18 protein-coding genes are annotated in these 19606 nt (G+C 71.3%); 12 read left to right on the top strand and 6 right to left on the bottom strand.

The window, feature by feature from the left end:
• Positions 1-155 precede the first annotated feature (155 nt).
• The 5 genes from SRB17_RS06880 (at position 156) to tyrS (ending at position 5589) form a co-directional block, all read left to right on the top strand.
• Positions 156-1007, top strand: a complete 852-nt coding sequence (locus tag SRB17_RS06880) for a helix-turn-helix domain-containing protein (RefSeq protein ID WP_153535386.1) — start codon at positions 156-158, stop codon at positions 1005-1007.
• Positions 1004-1198: a DUF397 domain-containing protein gene (locus SRB17_RS06875; RefSeq protein WP_153535384.1), complete on the top strand. Its 195-nt coding sequence runs from the start codon at positions 1004-1006 to the stop codon at positions 1196-1198. The genes SRB17_RS06880 and SRB17_RS06875 overlap by 4 nt, the downstream gene beginning before the upstream one ends.
• Before the next feature lie 141 nt (positions 1199-1339).
• Positions 1340-2863, top strand: a complete 1524-nt coding sequence (locus tag SRB17_RS06870) for a TldD/PmbA family protein (RefSeq protein ID WP_323375093.1) — start codon at positions 1340-1342, stop codon at positions 2861-2863.
• Entirely contained in the window at positions 2860-4254 is a 1395-nt protein-coding gene (locus tag SRB17_RS06865; RefSeq protein WP_153535380.1) for a TldD/PmbA family protein, read from the top strand. The genes SRB17_RS06870 and SRB17_RS06865 overlap by 4 nt, the downstream gene beginning before the upstream one ends.
• A 66-nt stretch (positions 4255-4320) precedes the next feature.
• Entirely contained in the window at positions 4321-5589 is a 1269-nt protein-coding gene (gene tyrS, locus SRB17_RS06860; RefSeq protein ID WP_323375092.1) for a tyrosine--tRNA ligase, read from the top strand.
• Positions 5590-5668: 79 nt separating this feature from the next.
• Here tyrS and SRB17_RS06855 read toward each other — a convergent pair whose 3' ends face one another.
• Complete coding sequence (locus SRB17_RS06855) at positions 5669-5956, bottom strand: GlsB/YeaQ/YmgE family stress response membrane protein (protein ID WP_153535376.1); 288 nt, start codon at positions 5954-5956, stop codon at positions 5669-5671.
• Positions 5957-6158: 202 nt separating this feature from the next.
• Here SRB17_RS06855 and SRB17_RS06850 point away from each other — a divergent pair, with 202 nt between their 5' ends.
• On the top strand, positions 6159-6554 hold the full coding sequence (locus SRB17_RS06850) for a DUF3099 domain-containing protein (RefSeq protein WP_153535374.1): 396 nt from the start codon (positions 6159-6161) through the stop codon (positions 6552-6554).
• Between the two features lie 240 nt (positions 6555-6794).
• Complete coding sequence (locus SRB17_RS06845) at positions 6795-7013, top strand: hypothetical protein (RefSeq protein WP_153535372.1); 219 nt, start codon at positions 6795-6797, stop codon at positions 7011-7013.
• On the opposite strand, the gene moaA is transcribed toward SRB17_RS06845, so the two are convergent.
• From moaA to SRB17_RS06830, 3 genes are all read right to left on the bottom strand, one after another.
• Entirely contained in the window at positions 7010-7999 is a 990-nt protein-coding gene (moaA, locus tag SRB17_RS06840) for a GTP 3',8-cyclase MoaA (RefSeq protein ID WP_323375091.1), read from the bottom strand. The two genes, SRB17_RS06845 and moaA, sit on opposite strands and share 4 nt — an antisense overlap.
• A 156-nt stretch (positions 8000-8155) precedes the next feature.
• Positions 8156-9775, bottom strand: a complete 1620-nt coding sequence (locus tag SRB17_RS06835; RefSeq protein WP_153535370.1) for a cation acetate symporter — start codon at positions 9773-9775, stop codon at positions 8156-8158.
• Entirely contained in the window at positions 9772-10128 is a 357-nt protein-coding gene (locus SRB17_RS06830) for a DUF485 domain-containing protein (RefSeq protein ID WP_323375090.1), read from the bottom strand. Before SRB17_RS06830 ends, SRB17_RS06835 begins: the two co-directional genes overlap by 4 nt.
• Positions 10129-10389: 261 nt before the next feature.
• On the opposite strand from SRB17_RS06830, the gene SRB17_RS06825 reads away from it, so the two are divergent.
• The 4 genes from SRB17_RS06825 (at position 10390) to SRB17_RS06810 (ending at position 16078) form a co-directional block, all read left to right on the top strand.
• The gene (locus SRB17_RS06825; RefSeq protein ID WP_153535366.1) at positions 10390-11919 is read left to right on the top strand and encodes a S8 family peptidase; all 1530 of its coding nucleotides are present in this window, start codon (positions 10390-10392) and stop codon (positions 11917-11919) included.
• Between the two features lie 79 nt (positions 11920-11998).
• Positions 11999-13522 carry a S8 family peptidase gene (locus SRB17_RS06820; protein WP_153535364.1) on the top strand — a complete coding sequence of 508 codons (1524 nt, stop codon included), beginning with the start codon at positions 11999-12001 and terminating at the stop codon, positions 13520-13522.
• Positions 13523-13564: 42 nt separating this feature from the next.
• Positions 13565-14941 (top strand): CoA transferase, encoded by a 1377-nt coding sequence (locus tag SRB17_RS06815; protein ID WP_153535362.1) that lies wholly within the window; start codon positions 13565-13567, stop codon positions 14939-14941.
• A 126-nt stretch (positions 14942-15067) separates the two neighbouring features.
• Positions 15068-16078 (top strand): CopD family protein, encoded by a 1011-nt coding sequence (locus SRB17_RS06810; protein WP_323375089.1) that lies wholly within the window; start codon positions 15068-15070, stop codon positions 16076-16078.
• 4 nt (positions 16079-16082) lie between these two features.
• Here SRB17_RS06810 and SRB17_RS06805 read toward each other — a convergent pair whose 3' ends face one another.
• Together SRB17_RS06805 and SRB17_RS06800 are read right to left on the bottom strand one after the other, a co-directional pair.
• Entirely contained in the window at positions 16083-17132 is a 1050-nt protein-coding gene (locus SRB17_RS06805) for a zinc-dependent alcohol dehydrogenase family protein (protein ID WP_153535358.1), read from the bottom strand.
• Between the two features lie 114 nt (positions 17133-17246).
• The gene (locus SRB17_RS06800; RefSeq protein ID WP_323375088.1) at positions 17247-17957 is read right to left on the bottom strand and encodes a VIT family protein; all 711 of its coding nucleotides are present in this window, start codon (positions 17955-17957) and stop codon (positions 17247-17249) included.
• Positions 17958-18535: 578 nt separating this feature from the next.
• Here SRB17_RS06800 and SRB17_RS06795 point away from each other — a divergent pair.
• On the top strand, positions 18536-19537 hold the full coding sequence (locus SRB17_RS06795) for a DEDDh family exonuclease (RefSeq protein ID WP_153535356.1): 1002 nt from the start codon (positions 18536-18538) through the stop codon (positions 19535-19537).
• Positions 19538-19606: the final 69 nt, after the last annotated feature.

Below are 19606 nucleotides of genomic sequence, written 5' to 3'. Positions count from 1 at the left end.
CCTGTGCCGTTCGGCCCGCCAACAGGTACGACACCCATACAGACGCGGCTGTATCAGTGCACACTCTGGACTGGGTGGGTAACTCCCCGTGACCCTGGGTGGGTTGGGCGGGGTTCGGCAGGACGCGGAAACGTGAGCACGGGAGGCGCGCGGCGATGACGGCGGACCACGGCGCAGGCGGCACGAACAACACCGAAGCGGAACTCTCCGACAGCCTCAAGACCTTCGGCGCGGTCCTGAAGGCGCTGCGGGAGGAAGCCGGCCTGACGCAGGAGGAGTTCGCGCTGCGGGTGCGGTACTCGGCCGCGTACGTCGCCAAGATCGAGCAGGGGAAGCGGTTTCCCCCGGCGGATCTGCCGACGCGGGCGGAGGTGGTGCTGGGGCCGGTCGCGCTCAAGGTCCTGACGGCGGCGGCGAAGAGCCTGACGCGGAGGGCGGGGCTGGCGTCGTGGTTCCGGCAGTGGGCGGGGATCGAGGAGGAGGCGATCTCCTTGTACGCGTACGAGTGCCGGGCGGTGCCGGGGTTGTTGCAGCCGGAGGGTTACATTCGGGCGATCTTCGACCGGCAGATTCCGCCGCTGTCCGAGGAACAGTTCGAGCGACAGGTCACAGCCCGCCAGGAACGGCAGCGGCTCCTGGTGGAACGCCCCAACACGGCGTTCTCCTTCCTCATCGAGCAGGCCGTTCTGGAGCGGCGACTCGGAGGTACAGCCGTGACACGGCAGGTCATCAACAACCTCCTGGAGCAGGGCAGCCGCCGGAACGTCGAGATCCTGGTCATGCCTCTGCGTCAGGAGGATCACTCCGGCGTCGATGGCCAGATGTACCTCGCCGAACGCGATAACCACCAGTGGGTCGGCTACGTCGAGGGACACGACAGCAGCACCCTGATCGGTGACCCCAAATTGGTCAGCTCCATGCTCCAGCGCTATGGGAAGATGCGGTCACAGGCCCTGAGTCGTATGGCCACTGTGGACCTGCTGGGAAAGATGCAAGGAGCGTTATGAGCACCGAACTGGCCTGGTTCAAGAGCAGCTACAGCGGCAGTGGCGGTGGCAATTGCGTCGAGGTCGCCATGCGCCCCGAAGCGGTCCACATCCGCGACTCCAAGGACAAGCGCATCCGCCCCCTCGTCGTCACGCCGAGCGCCTGGGCCGCGTTCACGGTACTTGCGGCGGACTCCTCTCTGGACGGCTGAGGCCACGTCATACGTGACGTTCACGGGCGGGCGCGGGAGTTGATCCCGCGCCCGCCCGTTTTTTCGGGAGAGCCCCGCAGTGAGACATGATTCACTGCCTGCGACGGCCATCACAGGCGAGCACTGAAGGGATTCCCACCCGTGCCCCATGAAATCGATCAGTCGTTTCTGGCGCTTCCACTGAGGTCCCTCGCCGACGCCGCCCTGGCACGCGCGCGTGCGCTCGGAGCCGAGCATGCGGACTTCCGGTTCGAGCGGGTGCGCAGCGCGTCCTGGCGGCTGCGCGACGCCAAGCCCTCCGGATCGTCGGACACCACCGACCTCGGGTACGCGGTGCGGGTGGTGCACGGCGGTACGTGGGGCTTCGCCTCCGGTGTGGACATGACCATGGACGCGGCAGCCAGGGTGGCCGCGCAGGCGGTGGCCATGGCCAAGCTGTCCGCGAAGGTCATCAAGGCCGCCGGGTCCGACGAGCGGGTGGAGCTGGCCGACGAGCCGGTGCACGCGGACCGTACGTGGGTGTCGTCGTACGAGATCGATCCCTTCTCCGTGCCGGACGAGGAGAAGGCCGCGCTGCTGGCGGACTGGAGCGTGCGACTGCTGGGCGCGAACGGCGTCAACCACGTGGACGCCTCGCTGCTCACCGTGCACGAGAACAAGTTCTACGCCGACACCGCCGGGACCGTGACGACCCAGCAACGGGTGCGGCTGCATCCGCAGCTGACCGCGGTGTCGGTGGACGAGTCCAGCGGTGAGTTCGACTCGATGCGGACCCTCGCGCCACCGGTCGGGCGCGGCTGGGAGTACCTGACCGGCACCGGCTGGGACTGGGACGACGAACTGGAGCGGATCCCGGAGCTGCTCGCCGAGAAGATGCGGGCGCCGAGCGTGGAGCCGGGCCTGTACGACCTGGTGGTCGACCCGTCCAACCTGTGGCTGACCATCCACGAGTCCATCGGGCACGCGACGGAGCTGGACCGGGCCCTCGGCTACGAGGCCGCCTACGCCGGCACCTCCTTCGCCACCTTCGACCAGCTGGGCAAGCTGCGTTACGGCTCCGAGCTGATGAACGTCACCGGCGACCGCACCGCCGAGCACGGCCTCGCGACGATCGGGTACGACGACGAGGGTGTCGAGGCGCAGTCCTGGGACCTGGTGAAGGACGGCACGCTGGTCGGCTACCAGCTGGACCGGCGGATCGCCCGGCTCACCGGGTTCGAGCGGTCCAACGGGTGCGCGTACGCCGACTCCCCCGCGCATGTGCCGGTGCAGCGCATGGCGAACGTCTCGCTCCGGCCGGACCCGGCGGGGCTGTCCACCGAGGGTCTGATCGGGAGTGTCGACCGGGGCATCTACGTGGTCGGCGACCGGTCCTGGTCGATCGACATGCAGCGGTACAACTTCCAATTCACCGGGCAGCGCTTCTTCCGGATCGAGAACGGGCGGATCACCGGGCAGCTGAAGGACGTGGCCTACCAGGCGAACACGACCGACTTCTGGGGCTCGATGACCGCCGTGGGCGGCCCGCAGACCTACGTCCTCGGCGGCGCCTTCAACTGCGGCAAGGCCCAGCCGGGGCAGGTGGCCTCCGTGTCGCACGGGTGCCCGTCAGCTCTGTTCAGGGCAGTGAACATCCTCAACACCACGCAGGAGGCCGGCCGATGAGCGCCCGTACCGACAAGCCGCACGAGATCGTCGAGCGGGCGCTCGCGCTGTCCCGGGCCGACGGCTGTGTCGTCATCGCCGACGAGCACTCAACCGCCAACCTGCGCTGGGCGGGCAACGCGCTCACCACGAACGGCGTGACCCGCGGCCGTACGCTCACCGTGATCGCGACCGTGGACGGCAAGGAGGGCACCGCCTCCGGTGTCGTGTCGCGCTCGGCAGTGACCGCGGAGGAGCTGGAGCCGCTGGTGCGGGCCGCCGAGACCGCCGCGCGCGGTGCGGGGCCCGCCGAGGACGCACAGCCGCTGGTCGGCGATGTGCCGCAGTCGCCGGACTTCACGGACGCGCCCGCCGAGACCTCCTCCGCGGTGTTCGCCGACTTCGCCCCGGCGCTCGGCGAGGCGTTCGCACGCGCGCGTGCGGGCGGCCGTGAGCTGTACGGCTTCGCCAACCACGAGCTGGTGTCGACGTACCTGGGCACGTCCACCGGGCTGCGGCTGAGGCACGACCAGCCCACCGGCACGCTGGAGCTGAACGCCAAGTCGCCGGACCGCACGCGCTCGGCCTGGGCCGGCCGCTCCACCCGGGACTTCAAGGACATCGACCCCGGCGCGCTCGACGCCGAGCTGGCCGTACGGCTCGGCTGGGCCGAGCGGCGCGTGGAGCTGCCCGCCGGCCGCTACGAGACGCTGCTGCCGCCCACGGCCGTGGCGGACCTGCTGATCTACCAGCTGTGGTCGGCGTCGGGCCGGGACGCGGCCGAGGGCCGTACGGTGTTCTCCAGGCCGGGCGGCGGCACGCGCGTGGGCGAGAAGCTCGCCGAGCTGCCGCTGACCCTGCGCAGCGACCCGAACGAGCCGGGCCTGGAGTGCCCGCCCTTCGTGGTCGCCCACTCCTCCGGCGGGGACCAGTCCGTGTTCGACAACGGACTGCCGACCCACACGACGGAGTGGATCGCCGAGGGCGTGCTCAAGCACCTGACCACCACGCGGCACAGCGCGGGCCTGACCGGGCTGCCGGTCGCCCCGGTCCTCGGGAACCTGATCCTGGACGGCGGGGACGACCGCTCGCTGCAGGACATGGTCGCGGGCACCGAGCGCGGGCTGCTGCTGACCTGCCTGTGGTACATCCGCGAGGTCGACCCGGCCACACTGCTGCTCACGGGCCTGACCCGGGACGGCGTGTACCTCGTGGAGAACGGCGAGGTGACGGGGCAGGTGAACAACTTCCGGTTCAACGAGTCGACGGTGGACCTGCTGCGGCGCGCCACCGAGGCGGGCCGTACGGAGAAGACACTGCCGCGCGAGTGGGGCGACTGGTTCACCCGGGCCGCGATGCCCGCGCTGCGGATCCCGGATTTCAACATGAGCTCTGTCAGTCAGGGCGTATAACCTCGTAGGCGTTCGTGGTCGGGTGTCACCCGACTGCCCGAAGATCATCAAGGAGACGCGAGAACCGTGACGGACATCGTCGACGAGCTGAAGTGGCGTGGGCTCATCGCCCTCTCCACGGACGAGGACGCATTGCGCAAGGCGTTCGCGGACGGTCCCGTCACGTTCTATTGCGGTTTCGACCCGACCGCGCCGAGCCTGCACCTCGGCAACCTGGTGCAGATCCTCACGATGCGTCGCATCCAGGAGGCCGGTAACCGGCCGCTGGCGCTGGTCGGGGGTGCCACCGGTCTCATCGGCGACCCGAAGCCGACCGCGGAGCGCACGCTGAACGCGCCGGAGGTCGTGGCCGGCTGGGTGGAGCGGCTGCGCGCCCAGATCGAGCCGCTGCTGCACTTCGACGGGCCGCACGCGGCCGTCATGGTCAACAACCTGGACTGGACCCAGGGGCTGTCGGCCATCGAGTTCCTGCGGGACATCGGCAAGCACTTCCGGGTCAACAAGATGATCGCCAAGGAGGCCGTCTCCCGGCGGCTGAACTCCGACGCGGGCATCAGCTACACCGAGTTCAGTTACCAGATCCTGCAGGGCATGGACTTCCTGCAGCTGTACCGCCGGTACGGCTGCACCCTGCAGACGGGCGGCAGCGACCAGTGGGGCAACCTCACGTCGGGCACCGACCTGATCCACCGGGTCGAGTCGGACGCCGTGGTCCACGCGCTCGGTACGCCGCTGATCACCAAGGCGGACGGCACGAAGTTCGGCAAGACCGAGTCGGGCACGGTGTGGCTCGACCCGGAGATGACGACGCCGTACGCGTTCTACCAGTTCTGGGTGAACGCGGACGACCGTGACGTCTCGAAGTTCCTGCGCATCTTCAGCTTCAGGTCCCGTGAGGAGATCGAGGAGCTGGAGCGGCAGACCGAGGAGCGGCCGCAGGTCCGGGCCGCGCAGCGGGCGCTCGCCGAGGAGCTGACGACGCTGGTGCACGGCGCCGACCAGACGGCCGCGGTGATCGCCGCGTCGCGCGCCCTGTTCGGGCAGGGCGAGCTGGCGGAGCTGGACGGTCGGACGCTGGCGGCGGCGCTGTCCGAGGTGCCGCACATCCAGGTCGCGGAGCTGGGTGCCGTGGTCGACCTGTTCGCCGAGGTCGGGCTCGTCGCCAGCAAGTCCGCCGCGCGGCGGACCGTGAAGGAGGGCGGGGCCTACGTGAACAACGTGAAGGTCGCCTCCGAGGACGCGGTGCCCTCGTCCGAGGATCTGCTGGACGGGCGGTGGCTGGTGCTGCGGCGTGGCAAGAAGAACCTTGCCGCGGTGGAGGTCGTCGGCGGGTAGCGCCGTGGGGGCGTGGGTGGTCTGCGGGCAGTTCCCCGCGCCCCCGCGCCCCTTTCGGGGCGCTTCCCTCAGGGCATTTCTAAGCTCCGGCTCTCTCCTGCTTCCTCTTGCCCAGCGTCGCCATGTAGAGGGCGTCCACGGCTGCGACGATGATGATCGCGGCCACCAGCTGGAAGGCGTGCCGGGTCCAGTCGATGCCGCGGGTCGCCGCCACGCCGACAGCGCGGGCGACCGCGTTGCCCACGATGGCGCCGAGCATGCCGCAGATGGTCGTCAGCCAGAGGGGGCTGTGCTGCTTCCCCGGGATGACCGCCTTGGCGATGATGCCGAGCACGAATCCCACGATGATCGCCCACAACCAGCCCATTGCTGCCTCCTCGTACGGCTCGACGTGAGCATTAGGGCCAGTGTGGGTCGGTGGGCCGTACGGCGCATGTCGGGTTCCCCCGTGCGCGGCAGGGCGGTGGCGTCACCGCAGGCAGCGGGCGACCCGGTCTCGTGGGCGGCACAGCCCCGGCGTAACGTGGGAGGATCGGGGACGGTCCGATGCGGGCGGATGGTGGAATGTGATGCGGAAACAGCACGGCGGCAGCGTCCAGGTGTTCCGGATCACTGGGGCCCGGACGGGTCTCGCCGAAGACGTACGCGGCCGGCAGCGCAGGTACGTCATCTCGATGACGATCCGCACGGTGTCGGTGATCCTCGCCGTCTCCCTGTGGAATGTCGAGCGGTACGTCGCCATGGTGGCGCTCGTCGCCGGAGCGCTGCTCCCCTATATCGCCGTGGTGATCGCGAACGCCGGCCGGGAGCGGCCGCCGTCCCTGCCCTCGACGTTCATCACCGCGCCGATGCGGCCGATGATCACGCCGCCGCGGGAGGCGGAGGAGACGCAGGCGGACTCCGCACCGAAGGATGCGGCGGCTCCTTCGGCGGCGGCGCACGGTGAACGGCCCGACTCCGCGTGACCACGGCGGATACGCCGGAAGCGGAACGTCGTCGCCCGCCAAGCTCAGGAAAAGCTCAGATCAATCATGTAGTTCCAGTGCCGGGCGATGGGGTAGCCGTGACATACTGCGTACGCGCTCCGCATCCCCCGTCGGAGCGACGGACCGACGCCGGGCAGCTCCCCCCGTGGCTGCCCGGCGTCGCCTTGTTCGGACCCCTTCGGTCAGTCCCCCTCTGTACGACGAACCCGAGACGAACCTGTGAGTGACGAGACCCCGATCTGCTCCGCCAAGGGCTGCCGTGCCCCTGCCGTGTGGGTGCTGGCGTGGAACAACCCGAAGATCCACACGCCGGAGCGGCGCAAGACGTGGCTCGCGTGCGAGGAGCATCGCGAGCATCTTTCGCAGTTCCTCGGGGTGCGGGGTTTCCTGAAGGACGTCGTGAAGTTCGCCGACTATCAGGATCCCGAAGGGCCCTAGCCGCCGATCGCCGACATCGGCCGGTCCGGCTGGACGAACGACGGGTCGTCCAGTCCTGCCCCGGCCTTCTTCCCCCACATCGCCAGCTTCCAGATGCGGGCGATCTCCTCGTCCGGGGCGTCGGAGCGCAGGGCTGCGCGCAGGTCCGTCTCCTCCGTCGCGAAGAGACACGTGCGTATCTGGCCGTCGGCCGTGAGGCGGGTGCGGTCGCAGGCCGCGCAGAAGGGGCGGGTGACCGAGGCGATGACGCCGACCCGGTGCGGGCCGCCGTTCACCAGCCAGCGTTCCGCCGGGGCCGAGCCGCGCTCGTCGGCGCCCTCGGGGGTGAGGTCGAAGCGGGTGCGCAGGGAGGCCAGGATGTCCCCGGCGGTGACCATGCCCTCGCGCTTCCAGCCGTGCTGGGCGTCCAGCGGCATCTGCTCGATGAAGCGCAGTTCGTAGGCGTGCTCCACGGCCCAGGCCAGCAGGTCGGGGGCCTCGTCGTCGTTCAGGCCCGGCATCAGGACCGTGTTGACCTTGACGGGGGTCAGGCCGGCCTCGCGGGCGGCCTCAAGACCTTCGAGGACGTCCTTGTGGCGGTCGCGGCGGGTCAGCGCCTTGAAGACTTCCGGGCGGAGGGTGTCCAGGGAGACGTTGACCCGGTCCAGGCCGGCGGCCTTCAGGGCGGTCGCGGTGCGCTTGAGGCCGATGCCGTTGGTGGTGAGGGACATCTGGGGGCGGGGGGCGAGGGCCGCCACGCGCTCGACGATGCCGACCAGGCCGGGGCGCAGCAGCGGCTCACCGCCGGTGAAGCGGACCTCCTCGATGCCGAGCAGCCGCACGGCGATGTCGACGAGGCGGACGATCTCGTCGTCGGTGAGCAGGTCGGGCTTGGCCAGCCACTGCAGGCCCTCCTCGGGCATGCAGTACGTGCAGCGCAGATTGCAGCGGTCGGTGAGCGAGACCCTCAGGTCGGTGGCCACCCGGCCGTAGGTGTCGATGAGCACGTGGGCCCCCTCCCTCGATCCCGGAGCACTTGTTTTCCGTCACGTGCGAGCCTACGTGACAGCACTGACAACCACAGCGGCTCGATCCGACGAGGTACGACACGGCCGCGTCGTAGGACCCTACAGTCCCGTCACGACGCGGCCGTCGTACGAAGGTCAGTGTGCCCCGGTGCCGGTCAGGGACCGCACCTCCAGTTCGGCGTACTTGCCGGCGTCCGGGACCTCCTTGGACAGCAGGGTGCCCACGACGCCGAGCAGGAACCCGACCGGGATGGAGATGATGCCGGGGTTCTCCAGCGGGAACCAGTGGAAGTCGACGTCGGGGAACATCGAGGCCGGGCTGCCGGAGACGACCGGGGAGAACAGCACCAGGCCGACCGCGGTGACCAGGCCGCCGTAGATCGACCACAGGGCGCCCGAGGTGGTGAACCGCTTCCAGAACAGGCTGTAGAGGATGGTCGGCAGGTTTGCGGAGGCGGCGACCGCGAAGGCGAGCGCGACCAGACCGGCCACGTTCAGGTCGCGGGCCAGGGCGCCGAGGACGATCGAGACCGCGCCGATACCGACGCTCGCCCAGCGGGCCGCGCCGACCTCCTGTTTCTCGGTGGCCTGCCCCTTCTTGATGACGTTGGCGTAGATGTCGTGGGCGAAGGAGGACGACGAGGCCAGGGTGAGGCCCGCGACGACCGCGAGGATCGTGGCGAAGGCGACGGCCGAGATGGTGGCGAGCAGGATCGCTCCCCAGTCGGAGTCGACGCCGCCCAGATGCAGCGCCAGGAGGGGTGCCGCGGTGTTGCCCGCCTTGTTGGAGGCGATGATCTCGTCCGGTTTGATCAGCGCGGCGGCGCCGAACCCGAGGGCGAGGGTCATCAGGTAGAAGGCGCCGATCAGGCCGATCGCCCAGATGACCGACTTGCGGGCGGCCTTTGCGGTCGGGACCGTGTAGAAGCGGATCAGGATGTGCGGCAGGCCCGCGGTGCCCAGGACCAGGGCGAGGCCCAGGGAGATGAAGTCCAGCTTGGTGGTGCCGGTGGCGCCGTACTTCAGGCCGGGCTCGAGGAACGCCGAGCCCTTGCCGCTGTTGTCGGCGGCCTTGCCGAGCAGGTCGGAGACGTTGAAGTGGAACTTCAGCAAGACCAGGAAGGTCAGCAGCAGGGCGCCGGCGATCAGCAGCACCGCCTTGACCATCTGGACCCAGGTGGTGCCCTTCATCCCGCCGATGGTGACGTAGACGATCATCAGGACGCCGACCAGGGCGACGATGCCGATCTTGCCGCCGTCGCTGGTGATGCCGAGCAGGAGCGAGACGAGGACGCCGGCGCCCGCCATCTGGGCCAGCAGGTAGAAGATCGAGACGACGATCGTGGAGGTGCCGGCGGCCGTGCGGACCGGGCGCTGGCGCATGCGGTAGGCCAGCACGTCGCCCATGGTGTAGCGGCCGGAGTTGCGCAGGGGTTCGGCGACCAGGAGCAGGGCGACGAGCCAGGCGACCAGGAAGCCGATGGAGTACAGGAAGCCGTCGTAGCCGAACAGGGCGATGGCGCCGGCGATGCCGAGGAAGGACGCGGCGGACATGTAGTCGCCGGAGACGGCGAGGCCGTTCTGGAAGCCGGTGAACTGGCGTCCGCCGGCGTAGAAGTCGGCGGCGTTCCTGGTCTGGCGGCCCGCCCAGACGGTGATGACGAGGGTCGCGGCGACGAACACCGCGAACAGGGTGGTGATCAGCGTCCGGTGGTCGCTCGCCGCACCGGCGGCCAGGGTGATCGCGGGGCTCATGCGCCGCCCTCCATCCGGGACTTGATGGCCTCCGCCTTGGGGTCGAGCTTCGCGGCGGCGTGCCGTGCGTACCACCAGGCGATGAGGAAGGTGGTGAGGAACTGGGCGAGGCCCAGGACGAGGGCCACGTTGATGTTGCCGGCCACCTTGGTGCCCATGAAGCCGCCCGCGTAGTTGGAGAGCAGCACGTACAGCAGGTACCAGGCGGTGAAGGCGACGGCCAGCGGGAAGGCGAACGAGCGGTGGGCGCGGCGCAGTTCGCCGAACTCCGCACTCTGCTGCACCTCGGCGAACTCCTCGGTGGAGGGAAGTGGGGCCCCCGGTGTGGCGGGGGGCGGTGTCTCGGTGGCCACGGGGTCTCCTCGCGTTGCGGAAGCAATGACGGACGGGGAGCTCGATCGTGCTGGCGCTCCCTGTCCAAGGTCCACGGCGCCACGCGAGGACCGGTTCAAGTCCTATGAGTTGTTTCGCAAGCGGTCTTGTCGAGCCATTGCCAAGTCATTGCTGATCGGTGAGCCGTCGGGTTAGCTTCTGCCTGCACCACGCGTCATGCACCTGCCCGGGCACCATCTGTGTCTCGGGCGGTTTTCGTATCCGGATGAAGTGGAGATCCCATGGTTCATCTGCGTTCCAGACGCCGGCTCGCGCTCGCCGTGCCCCTCGTGCTGTCGCTGACCGCCTCGCTCGGCTTCCTGCCGACGTCCGCCTCGGCTGCTCCCGCCACGGCCGGCGCGGTGCGGGCTGCGGACGACGGTCCGAACCTCGCGTACGTGGTCAACACCCGTACGGATCACCGCACGATCGAGTCCGTGCAGCGGGAGATCGTCCGCAACGGCGGCTCCGTCGTGGCCAGTTACGACAGGATCGGCGTGATCGTCGCCCACTCGGCGACGGCGGACTTCGCCGCGCGGATGCGCGCGGTGCGCGGGGTGGACTCGGCGGGCGCCACGCGTACCGCGCCGCTGAGTGCCGCGGGGACGACCGACGAGGGCGCGGTGCAGGTCCTGTCGAAGACGGAGGCCGCGAGGCTCTCCCAGGCCGCTGCCCCGGGCGAGGAGCCGCTGGAGGCGGACCAGTGGGACCTGCGGGCGATCGGCGCCGACCGGGCCGCGCGGATCAACCCGGGCAGCAGGAGCGTGACCGTCGGTGTGATCGACACCGGCGTGGACGACACCCACCCGGACATCGCCCCGAACTTCTCGGCCTCCCAGTCGGCGAACTGCGTGAGCGGCAAGGCGGACACGACGTACGGCGCGTGGCGCCCGGCGGACGCCGACCACTACCACGGCACCCATGTGGCCGGTGAGATAGCCGCGGCCCGCAACGGCATAGGCGTGGCCGGTGTGGCGCCGGGCGTGAAGGTCGCGAGCATCACGGTGGCCCAGCCGGACTCGACACAGCTGTTCTACCCGGAGAGCGTGGTCTGCGCCTTCGTGTTCGCCGCCGACCACGGCATCCAGGTCACCAACAACAGCTACTACGTTGATCCGTGGCTGTACAACTGCATGGATGATCCGGATCAACGTGCCATTGTTGACGCGGTCAATAGAGCCCAGCTGTATGCACAGCGCAAGGGCACGCTCAATGTGGCCGCCGCGGGCAACTCCAACGACGACCTGGACGCGCACGCGCTCGTGGACGCCTCCAGCCCCGACGACTCGACGGCCACGACCCGCACGGTCGACCCGCACAAGTGCTTCGACGTGCCGACCCAGCTGCCCGGTGTGGTGACCGTGAGCGCGGTGGGCGTGAAGGGCGCCAAGTCGTACTACTCCAGCTACGGCCAGGGCGTGATCGACGTGGCGGGGCCGGGCGGCGACAAGTACCAGATCCCGGACACACCGTCGAAGAACGGCCGCATCCTGTCCACGCTGCCGAACGACCAGTACGGCTTCCTCCAGGGCACCTCGATGGCCTCCCCGCACGTGGCCGCGGTGGCCGCGCTGCTGAAGTCGGCCCATCCGAACGCCACTCCGGCCCAGCTGCAGGCCCTGCTGAAGGCCGAGGCGGACAACCCGGGCTGCCCGAGCGGTCCCTACGACGGCAACGGTGACGGGGTCGTGGACGCGACCTGCGTCGGCGGCAAGCGCGTCAACGGCTTCTACGGCTACGGCGTCGTCGACGCGCTGCGCGCGGTCAAGTAGCCGGCCAAGTCGCCGTACTCCTCGTGGACTTCCCGCACGGCACGCTCGTAGTCGCGAACGAACTGGAGAGAACTGACCCATGACAGCGCCCAAGCCGCGCTTGCGCCGCGCCCTCGCGATCCCGGCCGGGATGGCCCTGGCCACGGCCCTGGCGTTCCTGCCGAACGTCACCGCGTCCGCGGCGGACAACACCCCGGCTGCCACTGCCGACGGGACCGCGCTCAGCTATGTCGTCAACGTCCGCCCCGGGAACGGCATCTCGGCGCACGTACAGCAGGCGATCACCCGGGCCGGCGGTTCCGTGGTGATCGCGTACGACCAGATCGGCGTGATCGTCGTCCATTCCGCCGACCCGGACTTCGCCAAGGAGATCCGCACGGTACGCGGGGTGGACTCGGCCGGTGCCACGCGGAACGCGCCGCTGCCCGCCCAGTCCACCACCGACGTCGGCACCCCGAAGGTGCTCGGCGCCGAGCAGGTCGCCGAGGCCGGCGCCGAGGCGACGGCGGGACAGGACCCGCTGGAGCCGCTGCAGTGGGACCTGCCGGCCGTCAAGGCGGACAAGGCGCACGAGAAGACGCTGGGCAGCCCGGACGTCACGGTCGCGGTCATCGACACGGGTGTGGACGACACCCACCCGGACATCGCGCCCAACTTCGACCGGGCGGCCTCCGTCAACTGCGTGTCCGGCAAGCCCGACACGACGGACGGCGCCTGGCGGCCGAGCGCTTCGGAGAGCCCGCACGGCACGCACGTCGCGGGTGAGATCGCGGGTGCGAGGAACGGCGTCGGCATCACGGGCGTGGCGCCGGGCGTCAAGGTGGCCGGCATCAAGGTCGCCAACCCGAACGGGTACTTCTACACCGAGGCCGTGGTCTGCGGCTTCGTGTGGGCGGCCGAGCACCACGTCGACGTGACCAACAACAGCTATTACACCGACCCGTGGTACTTCAACTGCACCACCGACCCCGACCAGAAGGCGCTGGTCGACGCCATCACGAGGGCCTCGCGGTACGCCGAGAAGAAGGGCACGGTCAACGTCGCCGCGGCCGGCAACGAGAACTACGACCTCGCGTCCGACTCGATCACCGACCCGGTCTCCCCGAACGACGGCACCCCGTCGGACCGTGTGATCGACCCGCACACCTGCTACGACATACCGACGCAGCTGCCGGGCGTCGTGACGGTCGCGGCGACCGGCGCGAAGGGCCTGAAGTCGTCCTTCTCCAACTACGGCCTCGGCGTGATCGACATCGCCGCACCCGGCGGCGACTCGACCGCCTACCAGAAGCCGGAGCCCCCGGCGACCAGCGGTCTCATCCTGGGCCCGCTGCCGGGCGGCAAGTGGGGCTACATGGCCGGTACATCCATGGCGACGCCGCATGTCGCAGGTGTCGCCGCATTGATCAAGTCAACCCATCCGAACGCCCCGGCCTCCCTGGTCAAGGCGCTGCTGTACGCGGAGGCCGATGCCACGCCGTGCACGGACCCATACGACATCAACGGCGACGGCAAGGTCGACGCGGTGTGCGAGGGGGCGAAGAACTACAACGGCTTCTACGGCTTCGGCACGGCGGACGCACTGGCCGCGGTGACCAAGTAGGCCCTCCAGATATTGATTCAGTCAATACTGCATAGTGCAGTCATGACTGCTATCAAGTTCGGCTGGTCCGCGCTGGGCGGCGACCCCACCCTCCTCGCGCGGCTCACCACCGTGGTGCGGGAGGGCGCGCTCGATGCGCGCCTTCCCGTACGGGAGCTCGCCCGTGCCTGTGTCGGCTCCTGCGCGCTGGCCGCCGCCGAGCTGGCCGCCCGACGCGCCGGGCTCGCCGAGGTGCCGGGCGTGCGGGTCGACGACGGCGCCGTGGCGGCCGCCTTCCACAGTGAACGGCACCTGCTGGTCGACGGGCGGGCACCGGTCGTCTTCGCGCCGCTGTCGCGGTTCTGGCGGACCGCCGACGGCTGGGTGCGCACCCACGCCAACTACCCGCACCACCGGGCCCGGTTGCTCGGCGCACTGGGCCTGCCCGCGGACGCCTCGCCGGAGGCGCTGGCCGACCGGCTCGCCGAGCGCTCCGCGGGAGAGGTGGAGGAGGCGGTGTACGAAGCAGGCGGCCTCGCCGTGGCCCTGCGCACCCCGAAGGAGTGGGCGGCCACCGAGCAGGCCGCCGAGGTGGCCGCACGCCCGCTGGTCGAGCGCGAACGCCTCGACTTTCCGCACGCGCGCGTGCTCGCCCCGCTCGATCCCGCCGCCTCTCCCCTGCTGCCCGCCGCCGGGCTGCGCGTGCTGGACCTGACCCGGGTCCTGGCGGGCCCGGTCGCCACCCGCACCCTCGCCCTGCTCGGCGCGGACGTGCTCCGCGTGGACGCCCCCTGGCTGCCCGAACTCCCCGACCAGCACGCCGACACGGGCTTCGGGAAGCGGTCGGCGACGCTCGACCTCACCGCCGACCGCGACACCTTCGAGGAGCTGCTGGCCGCCGCCGACGTCGTCGTCACCGGCTACCGGCCGGGCGCCCTCGACCGGTTCGGGCTCTCACCGCAGGAGCTGTGCGCGCGCCGGCCCGGACTGGTCGTGGCGCAGGTCTCGGCCTGGGGCGCGTACGGCCCCTGGGGCGGGCGGCGCGGATTCGACAGCCTGGTGCAGGTCGCGACCGGCATCGCCGCGACCGAGGGCTCGGCCGAGGAGCCCGGCGCACTGCCCGCGCAGGCGCTGGACCACGGCACCGGCTATCTCCTGGCGGCCGCCGTCCTGCGGGCGCTGACCGAGCAGTCGTACGACGGGGGCGGCCGGCTCGTGCGGCTGGCGCTGGCCCGGACCGCGCGCTGGCTGACCGACGGGATCCGGCCGACCGCGGCCACGGGTGCGCCGTACGAGGGCCCGGACGCCTGGCTGGCCGAGACGGACAGCCCGCTCGGCCGGCTGCGGCACGCGCTGCCGCCGGTGTCCTTCGCGGGCGGCCCCGCCGACTGGGCACGGCCTCCGGTGCCGTGGGGGTCGGACGGCGCCCGCTGGCGGTGAGTGCGCGGGCGGCCGTAAACAGGTGAGCGCACGGGCGGCCGGAAACGTATGTATGCACGGAATGCCGTACTGCCAGTTGCTTTCCGGGACTTGCCCGGTTCTGCGGCGGCTGGCGAAGATCACGGGGTGAGCTTGATACGACCGACCGCCGAGCCGACCGACGACGAGGGCCCCGCCCGGCGGTCCGGCACCGGCCGGACCGTCGCCCTCCTGCTCCTGGTCGCGCTGGGCGCCCTGATCCCCCTGCTCGGGCCGTCGGCGGCGCTGCACGGCACCGGGGAGGCCGCCGCGCCCGGGGCCGGCGGCATCGGGCTGCTGCGCACGGTGCTGTTCGCCGCCCTGAGCGTGCCCCTCGGCGAGCTGTTCGTGCACCGGCTCGCCCGGCACCTGCCCGGTGTGCCGCCAGAACGGCCGCGCAGCTGGGCGCTGTTGGCCGACGCCGCCGGTTTCGTCGCCGCGCTGGCGCTCGCCTCGGTGGTGTCCGCCGGCGATCTGATCCCGCACCGCCTCGGCCAGATCGACGTCGGCGGCCTGTACGGCTCCCGCGACGGCCGGCTGGCCCTGCTCGAGGTCAACGCCTTTCTGCTGGCGGCCCTGTGCGCGCTCCTGAGGCGCCCGGCGGCCCAGGTGTGGCCGCTGGCCGCGGTGGTGGCGGCGGAGGCGCTGCGCGCCCACCCCACGACCGAGCAGAGCCCGCTGGTCGGTTCGGGTCTGACGCTGGTGCACCTGGCGTGCGCGGCGCTGTGGACCGGCGGTCTGCTGCACGCCCTGCGGCTGCTCGGGCGGTGGCGCGGCGATCCGGCCGGGGCCGCTCTGCTGGGCCTCTACGCGCGCGTGGCGGCCGTCCTGCTCGCCGCGATCACGGCGAGCGGCGTGTGCAGTGCACTGCGCCGCATGCCGTCGGCCACGATCCTGGACCAGCTGACGACGACGGCGTACGGACGCACCCTGCTGGCCAAGGCCGTCCTGGTCGCCGCCGTCGCGCTGCTCGCCCTGTGGGCGCGGATCCGGCTGCGCCGCGCCGCCGACCCGTTGTCCGCGTACACGCCCGCGCGCGCCGAGGTGATCGCCCTGGGCACGGTCGTCGCGGTCTCGGGGCTGCTCACGGCGCTGCCGCTGCCGATCCGCTGGACCTAGCGGGTCACCGGCCGCCGGTGACCAGGACCTTGAGGGCGGTGCGCTCGTCCATCGCCTTGTAGCCCTCGGGCACGCCCTCGATGCCGACGGTCATGTCGAACACCGGCGAGGGGTCGATCGTGCCGTCCAGGACGTCGGGGAGCAGGTCCGGGATGTAGGCGCGAACCGGGGCGACGCCGCCGCGCAGGGCGATGTTCCGGTCGAACATGACGCCGAGGTCGAGGCCGGTGCCGCTGCCGTGCGGCACGCCCACGAAGCCGATCGCACCGCCGTCGCGGGTGATGCTGACCGCCGTACGCATGGATTGTTCCGTGCCGACGGCCTCGACAACCGCGTGCGCGCCCTGGCCGCGGGTGAGTTCGCGGACGGCCTCGACGGCCGCCTCCCCGCGCTCGGCGACGACGTCGGTGGCCCCGAAGCGGCGCGCGATGTCGGTGCGGACCTCGTGCCGGCCGAGCGCGATGATCCGCTCGGCGCCCAGCCGCTTGGCGGCGAGGACCGCGCACAGGCCGACCGCGCCGTCACCGACGACGGCGACCGTGGCACCGGGGCGGGCGCCCGCGCCGAGGGCGGCGTGGTGGCCGGTGCCGAGGACGTCGGAGAGGGTCAGCAGGGCAGACAGCAGATGGTCGTCGGAGGCCGCGTCCTTGGGGAGCTGGACGAGGGTGCCGTCGGCGAACGGCACGCGGACGGCCTCGCCCTGGCCGCCGTCGTAGCCGGCGGAGCCCCAGAAGCCGCCGTGCTCGCAGGACGTCGTCAGGCCCTCGCGGCAGTAGTCGCAGACGCCGTCGGACCACATGAACGGCGCGACCACCAGGTCACCGCGCCTGACGGTGCCCACCTCGGAGCCGGTCTCCTCGACGATGCCGAGGAACTCGTGCCCGATGCGCTGCCCCGGCTGCCGGGCCGCCTCGCCCCGGTAGGCCCACAGGTCGCTGCCGCAGATGCAGGCGCGCAGCACCCGTACCACGGCGTCGGTGGGCAGCTGCACCACGGGCTCGGGGACGTCCTCCACGCGCATGTCGTACGGGGCGTGGATGGTGGTGGCGCGCATGGCGAGGGTCCTTCTCGTGCGGGATGGTGCGGTCGCTCGTGGGGTGGTCGAGCGCACCTCACGGTACGCCGTCGCCGGCCCGGCCCGCGCGCCCAGGTCCCCCGGGCCCGCGTGTCAGACGCCCGCGGCGCCCAGCAGGCTGCCCGCCGCGTAGGTGACCCCCATCGCCAGCGCCCCGCCCACCACGTTGCGCAGCACCGCCCGTCTCGGGTCCGCCGCACCGAGCCGGGCGCTCTTCCAGCCGGTGAGGACGAGCGCGGCCAGGACGGACACGACGGTGACGCCCAGCCGCCAGCCGGCCGGGGGCAGGACGATGGCCAGCAGCGGCAGCAGGGCGCCCACGGTGAAGGCCAGGAAGCTCGCCCAGGCCGCGTGCCAGGGGTTGGTCAGCTCCTCCGGGTCGATACCGAGCTCCACGCGCGCGTGCGCCCTGAGCGGATCCCGCGCGGTGAGCTGTTCGGCGGCCTCCCTGGCCACCTCGCGGGACAGTCCGCGCTCCTCCAGCAGCGTGGTCAGCTCCTGCAGCTCGGCCTCCGGCTGCTCCCGCAGTTCCCGTTTCTCCACGGCCAGCGCGGCCATCTCGGAGTCGCGCTGGGTGGAGACGGAGACGTACTCGCCGGCCGCCATGGACATCGAACCGGCGAGCAGGCCGGCCAGTCCGGCGGTGAGCAGGGCGGACCGGCTCTGGGTGGCGCCGGCCACGCCGACGACGATGCCCGCGGTGGAGACGATGCCGTCGTTCGCGCCGAGCACGGCGGCCCGCAGCCAGTTCAGCCGCGAGCCGAGCGCGCCCCCGTGGGTCTCTTCGTGGGTTGGTTCGGTCACAGGACCGAGGATGGCACCTCCAGGGCCGCCGGACCCGTACGACGCACCTCGTACGTCACCACACCCGGACCGACGCCCCACGGGCGAACAGCGGGCCGGTGGCGTCCGCCGGTGTGGGGATGAGTGCCCTCGTCGTGCGGATGGTCGCCGCCCCACGGGAGTCTTGCCGACGCCGACGCGGTCCCGCCCCGCCGGCGTGGCCCACCGCATCCGCGAAGACACCGTGCGGGGACGCTGGTACCTCACCGCCTCATGGACGAACCCACAGACCGTGCCGCCGGCCACCGTGACGCGCAGGTCCGGCACGCCCTGATCCGCCGAACTCGGCGTCCCCGTCGGTGCTGTTGACCCGGAAACCGCCCCCGCATTCCCGGACCACGGACCCGATCCGTGCGCCCCGGACGCGGAGCGAACGCGGTGGACCAGAACGCCCAACCCCGTTCGGGGCGTTCGGCCGGGCATGGGCCGGACAGGGCACGCACGTGCGTGCGGTGCCCGCACACCCGGACGGGGGCCGGTCACCGAGACCGGGACCTGCGGGACCGGGCTGTCGGTCGCGGCCCGTATCCTCAGTGACCATGCTCGAAGACCGTGCGACCGCAGTGTCCTCCCCCACCCAGTGGCCGGCCGCGTATCCGAAGGGATACGCGGTCGTTGACGTGGAGACCACCGGCCTTGCCCGGGACGACCGGATCATCTCGGCGGCCGTGTACCGGCTGGACGAGCGCGGCGAGGTCGAGGACCACTGGTACACGCTGGTCAACCCGGAGCGCGATCCGGGACCGGTGTGGATACACGGCCTGACGAGCGAAGTACTCGAAGGGGCGCCGCTCTTCGCGGACATCGCCGAGGAGTTCGCGGCCCGGCTGGACGGCCGGGTGCTGGTCGCGCACAACGCCGTCTTCGACTGGCAGATGATCGCGCGCGAGTACGCGCGCGCGAAGCGCGAGGCACCGGTGCGTCAGCGGCTGTGCACCATCGCGCTGTCGAAGGAGCTGGGGCTGCCGCTGCCCAACTTCAAGCTGGAGTCGCTGGCGGCCCACTACGGCGTCGTACAGCAGCGGGCGCACCACGCGCTGGACGACGCGCGCGTGCTGGCGGAGGCGTTCCGGCCGAGCCTGCGGACCGCGGCGGCGGGCGACGTACGGCTTCCGCTGCTGGAGTGCCGGCCGCTGACGGAGTGGTCGGACCGTCCGGTGCCCCGGCAGTCCTCGGGCGGATACGGCGGGCAGGGCGGATACGGCGGTTATCGGCCGAGCAGTTGGCGCCCCTCCCGCAAAAAGCCCGCGTGCCCCCATCCCAACCCGGGGCGCTACGAAGACGGCAAACGCCTCAAACAGGGCATGCGGGTGGCGTTCTCCGGGGACACCTCCGTCGAGCGCGAACTGCTGGAGGACCGCGCCACCGAGGCCGGTCTGCATGTGGCGTCCAGCATCTCCCGCCTGACCAGCCTGCTGGTGACCAACGACCCCGACTCGGGCACGTCCAAGGTGGTCAAAGCGCGGCAGTTCGGCACGCCGATCGTCGACGAGGCCGCGTTCGGGCAGCTGCTGCGGGACGTCGAGCCCGCGAACGAGTGACGGCACGTATCGGCACGGAAGCCGTATTCATCGTACGAACGGGTGGTTGCCCGACGACTCACCCGGCGC

The sequence above is a fragment of the Streptomyces sp. RB17 genome, assembly GCF_009604455.1.
Classification (GTDB): domain Bacteria; phylum Actinomycetota; class Actinomycetes; order Streptomycetales; family Streptomycetaceae; genus Streptomyces.
Note: the sequence above shows the minus strand (reverse complement) of the source record. Positions and strands in the feature narration are given on the sequence as shown.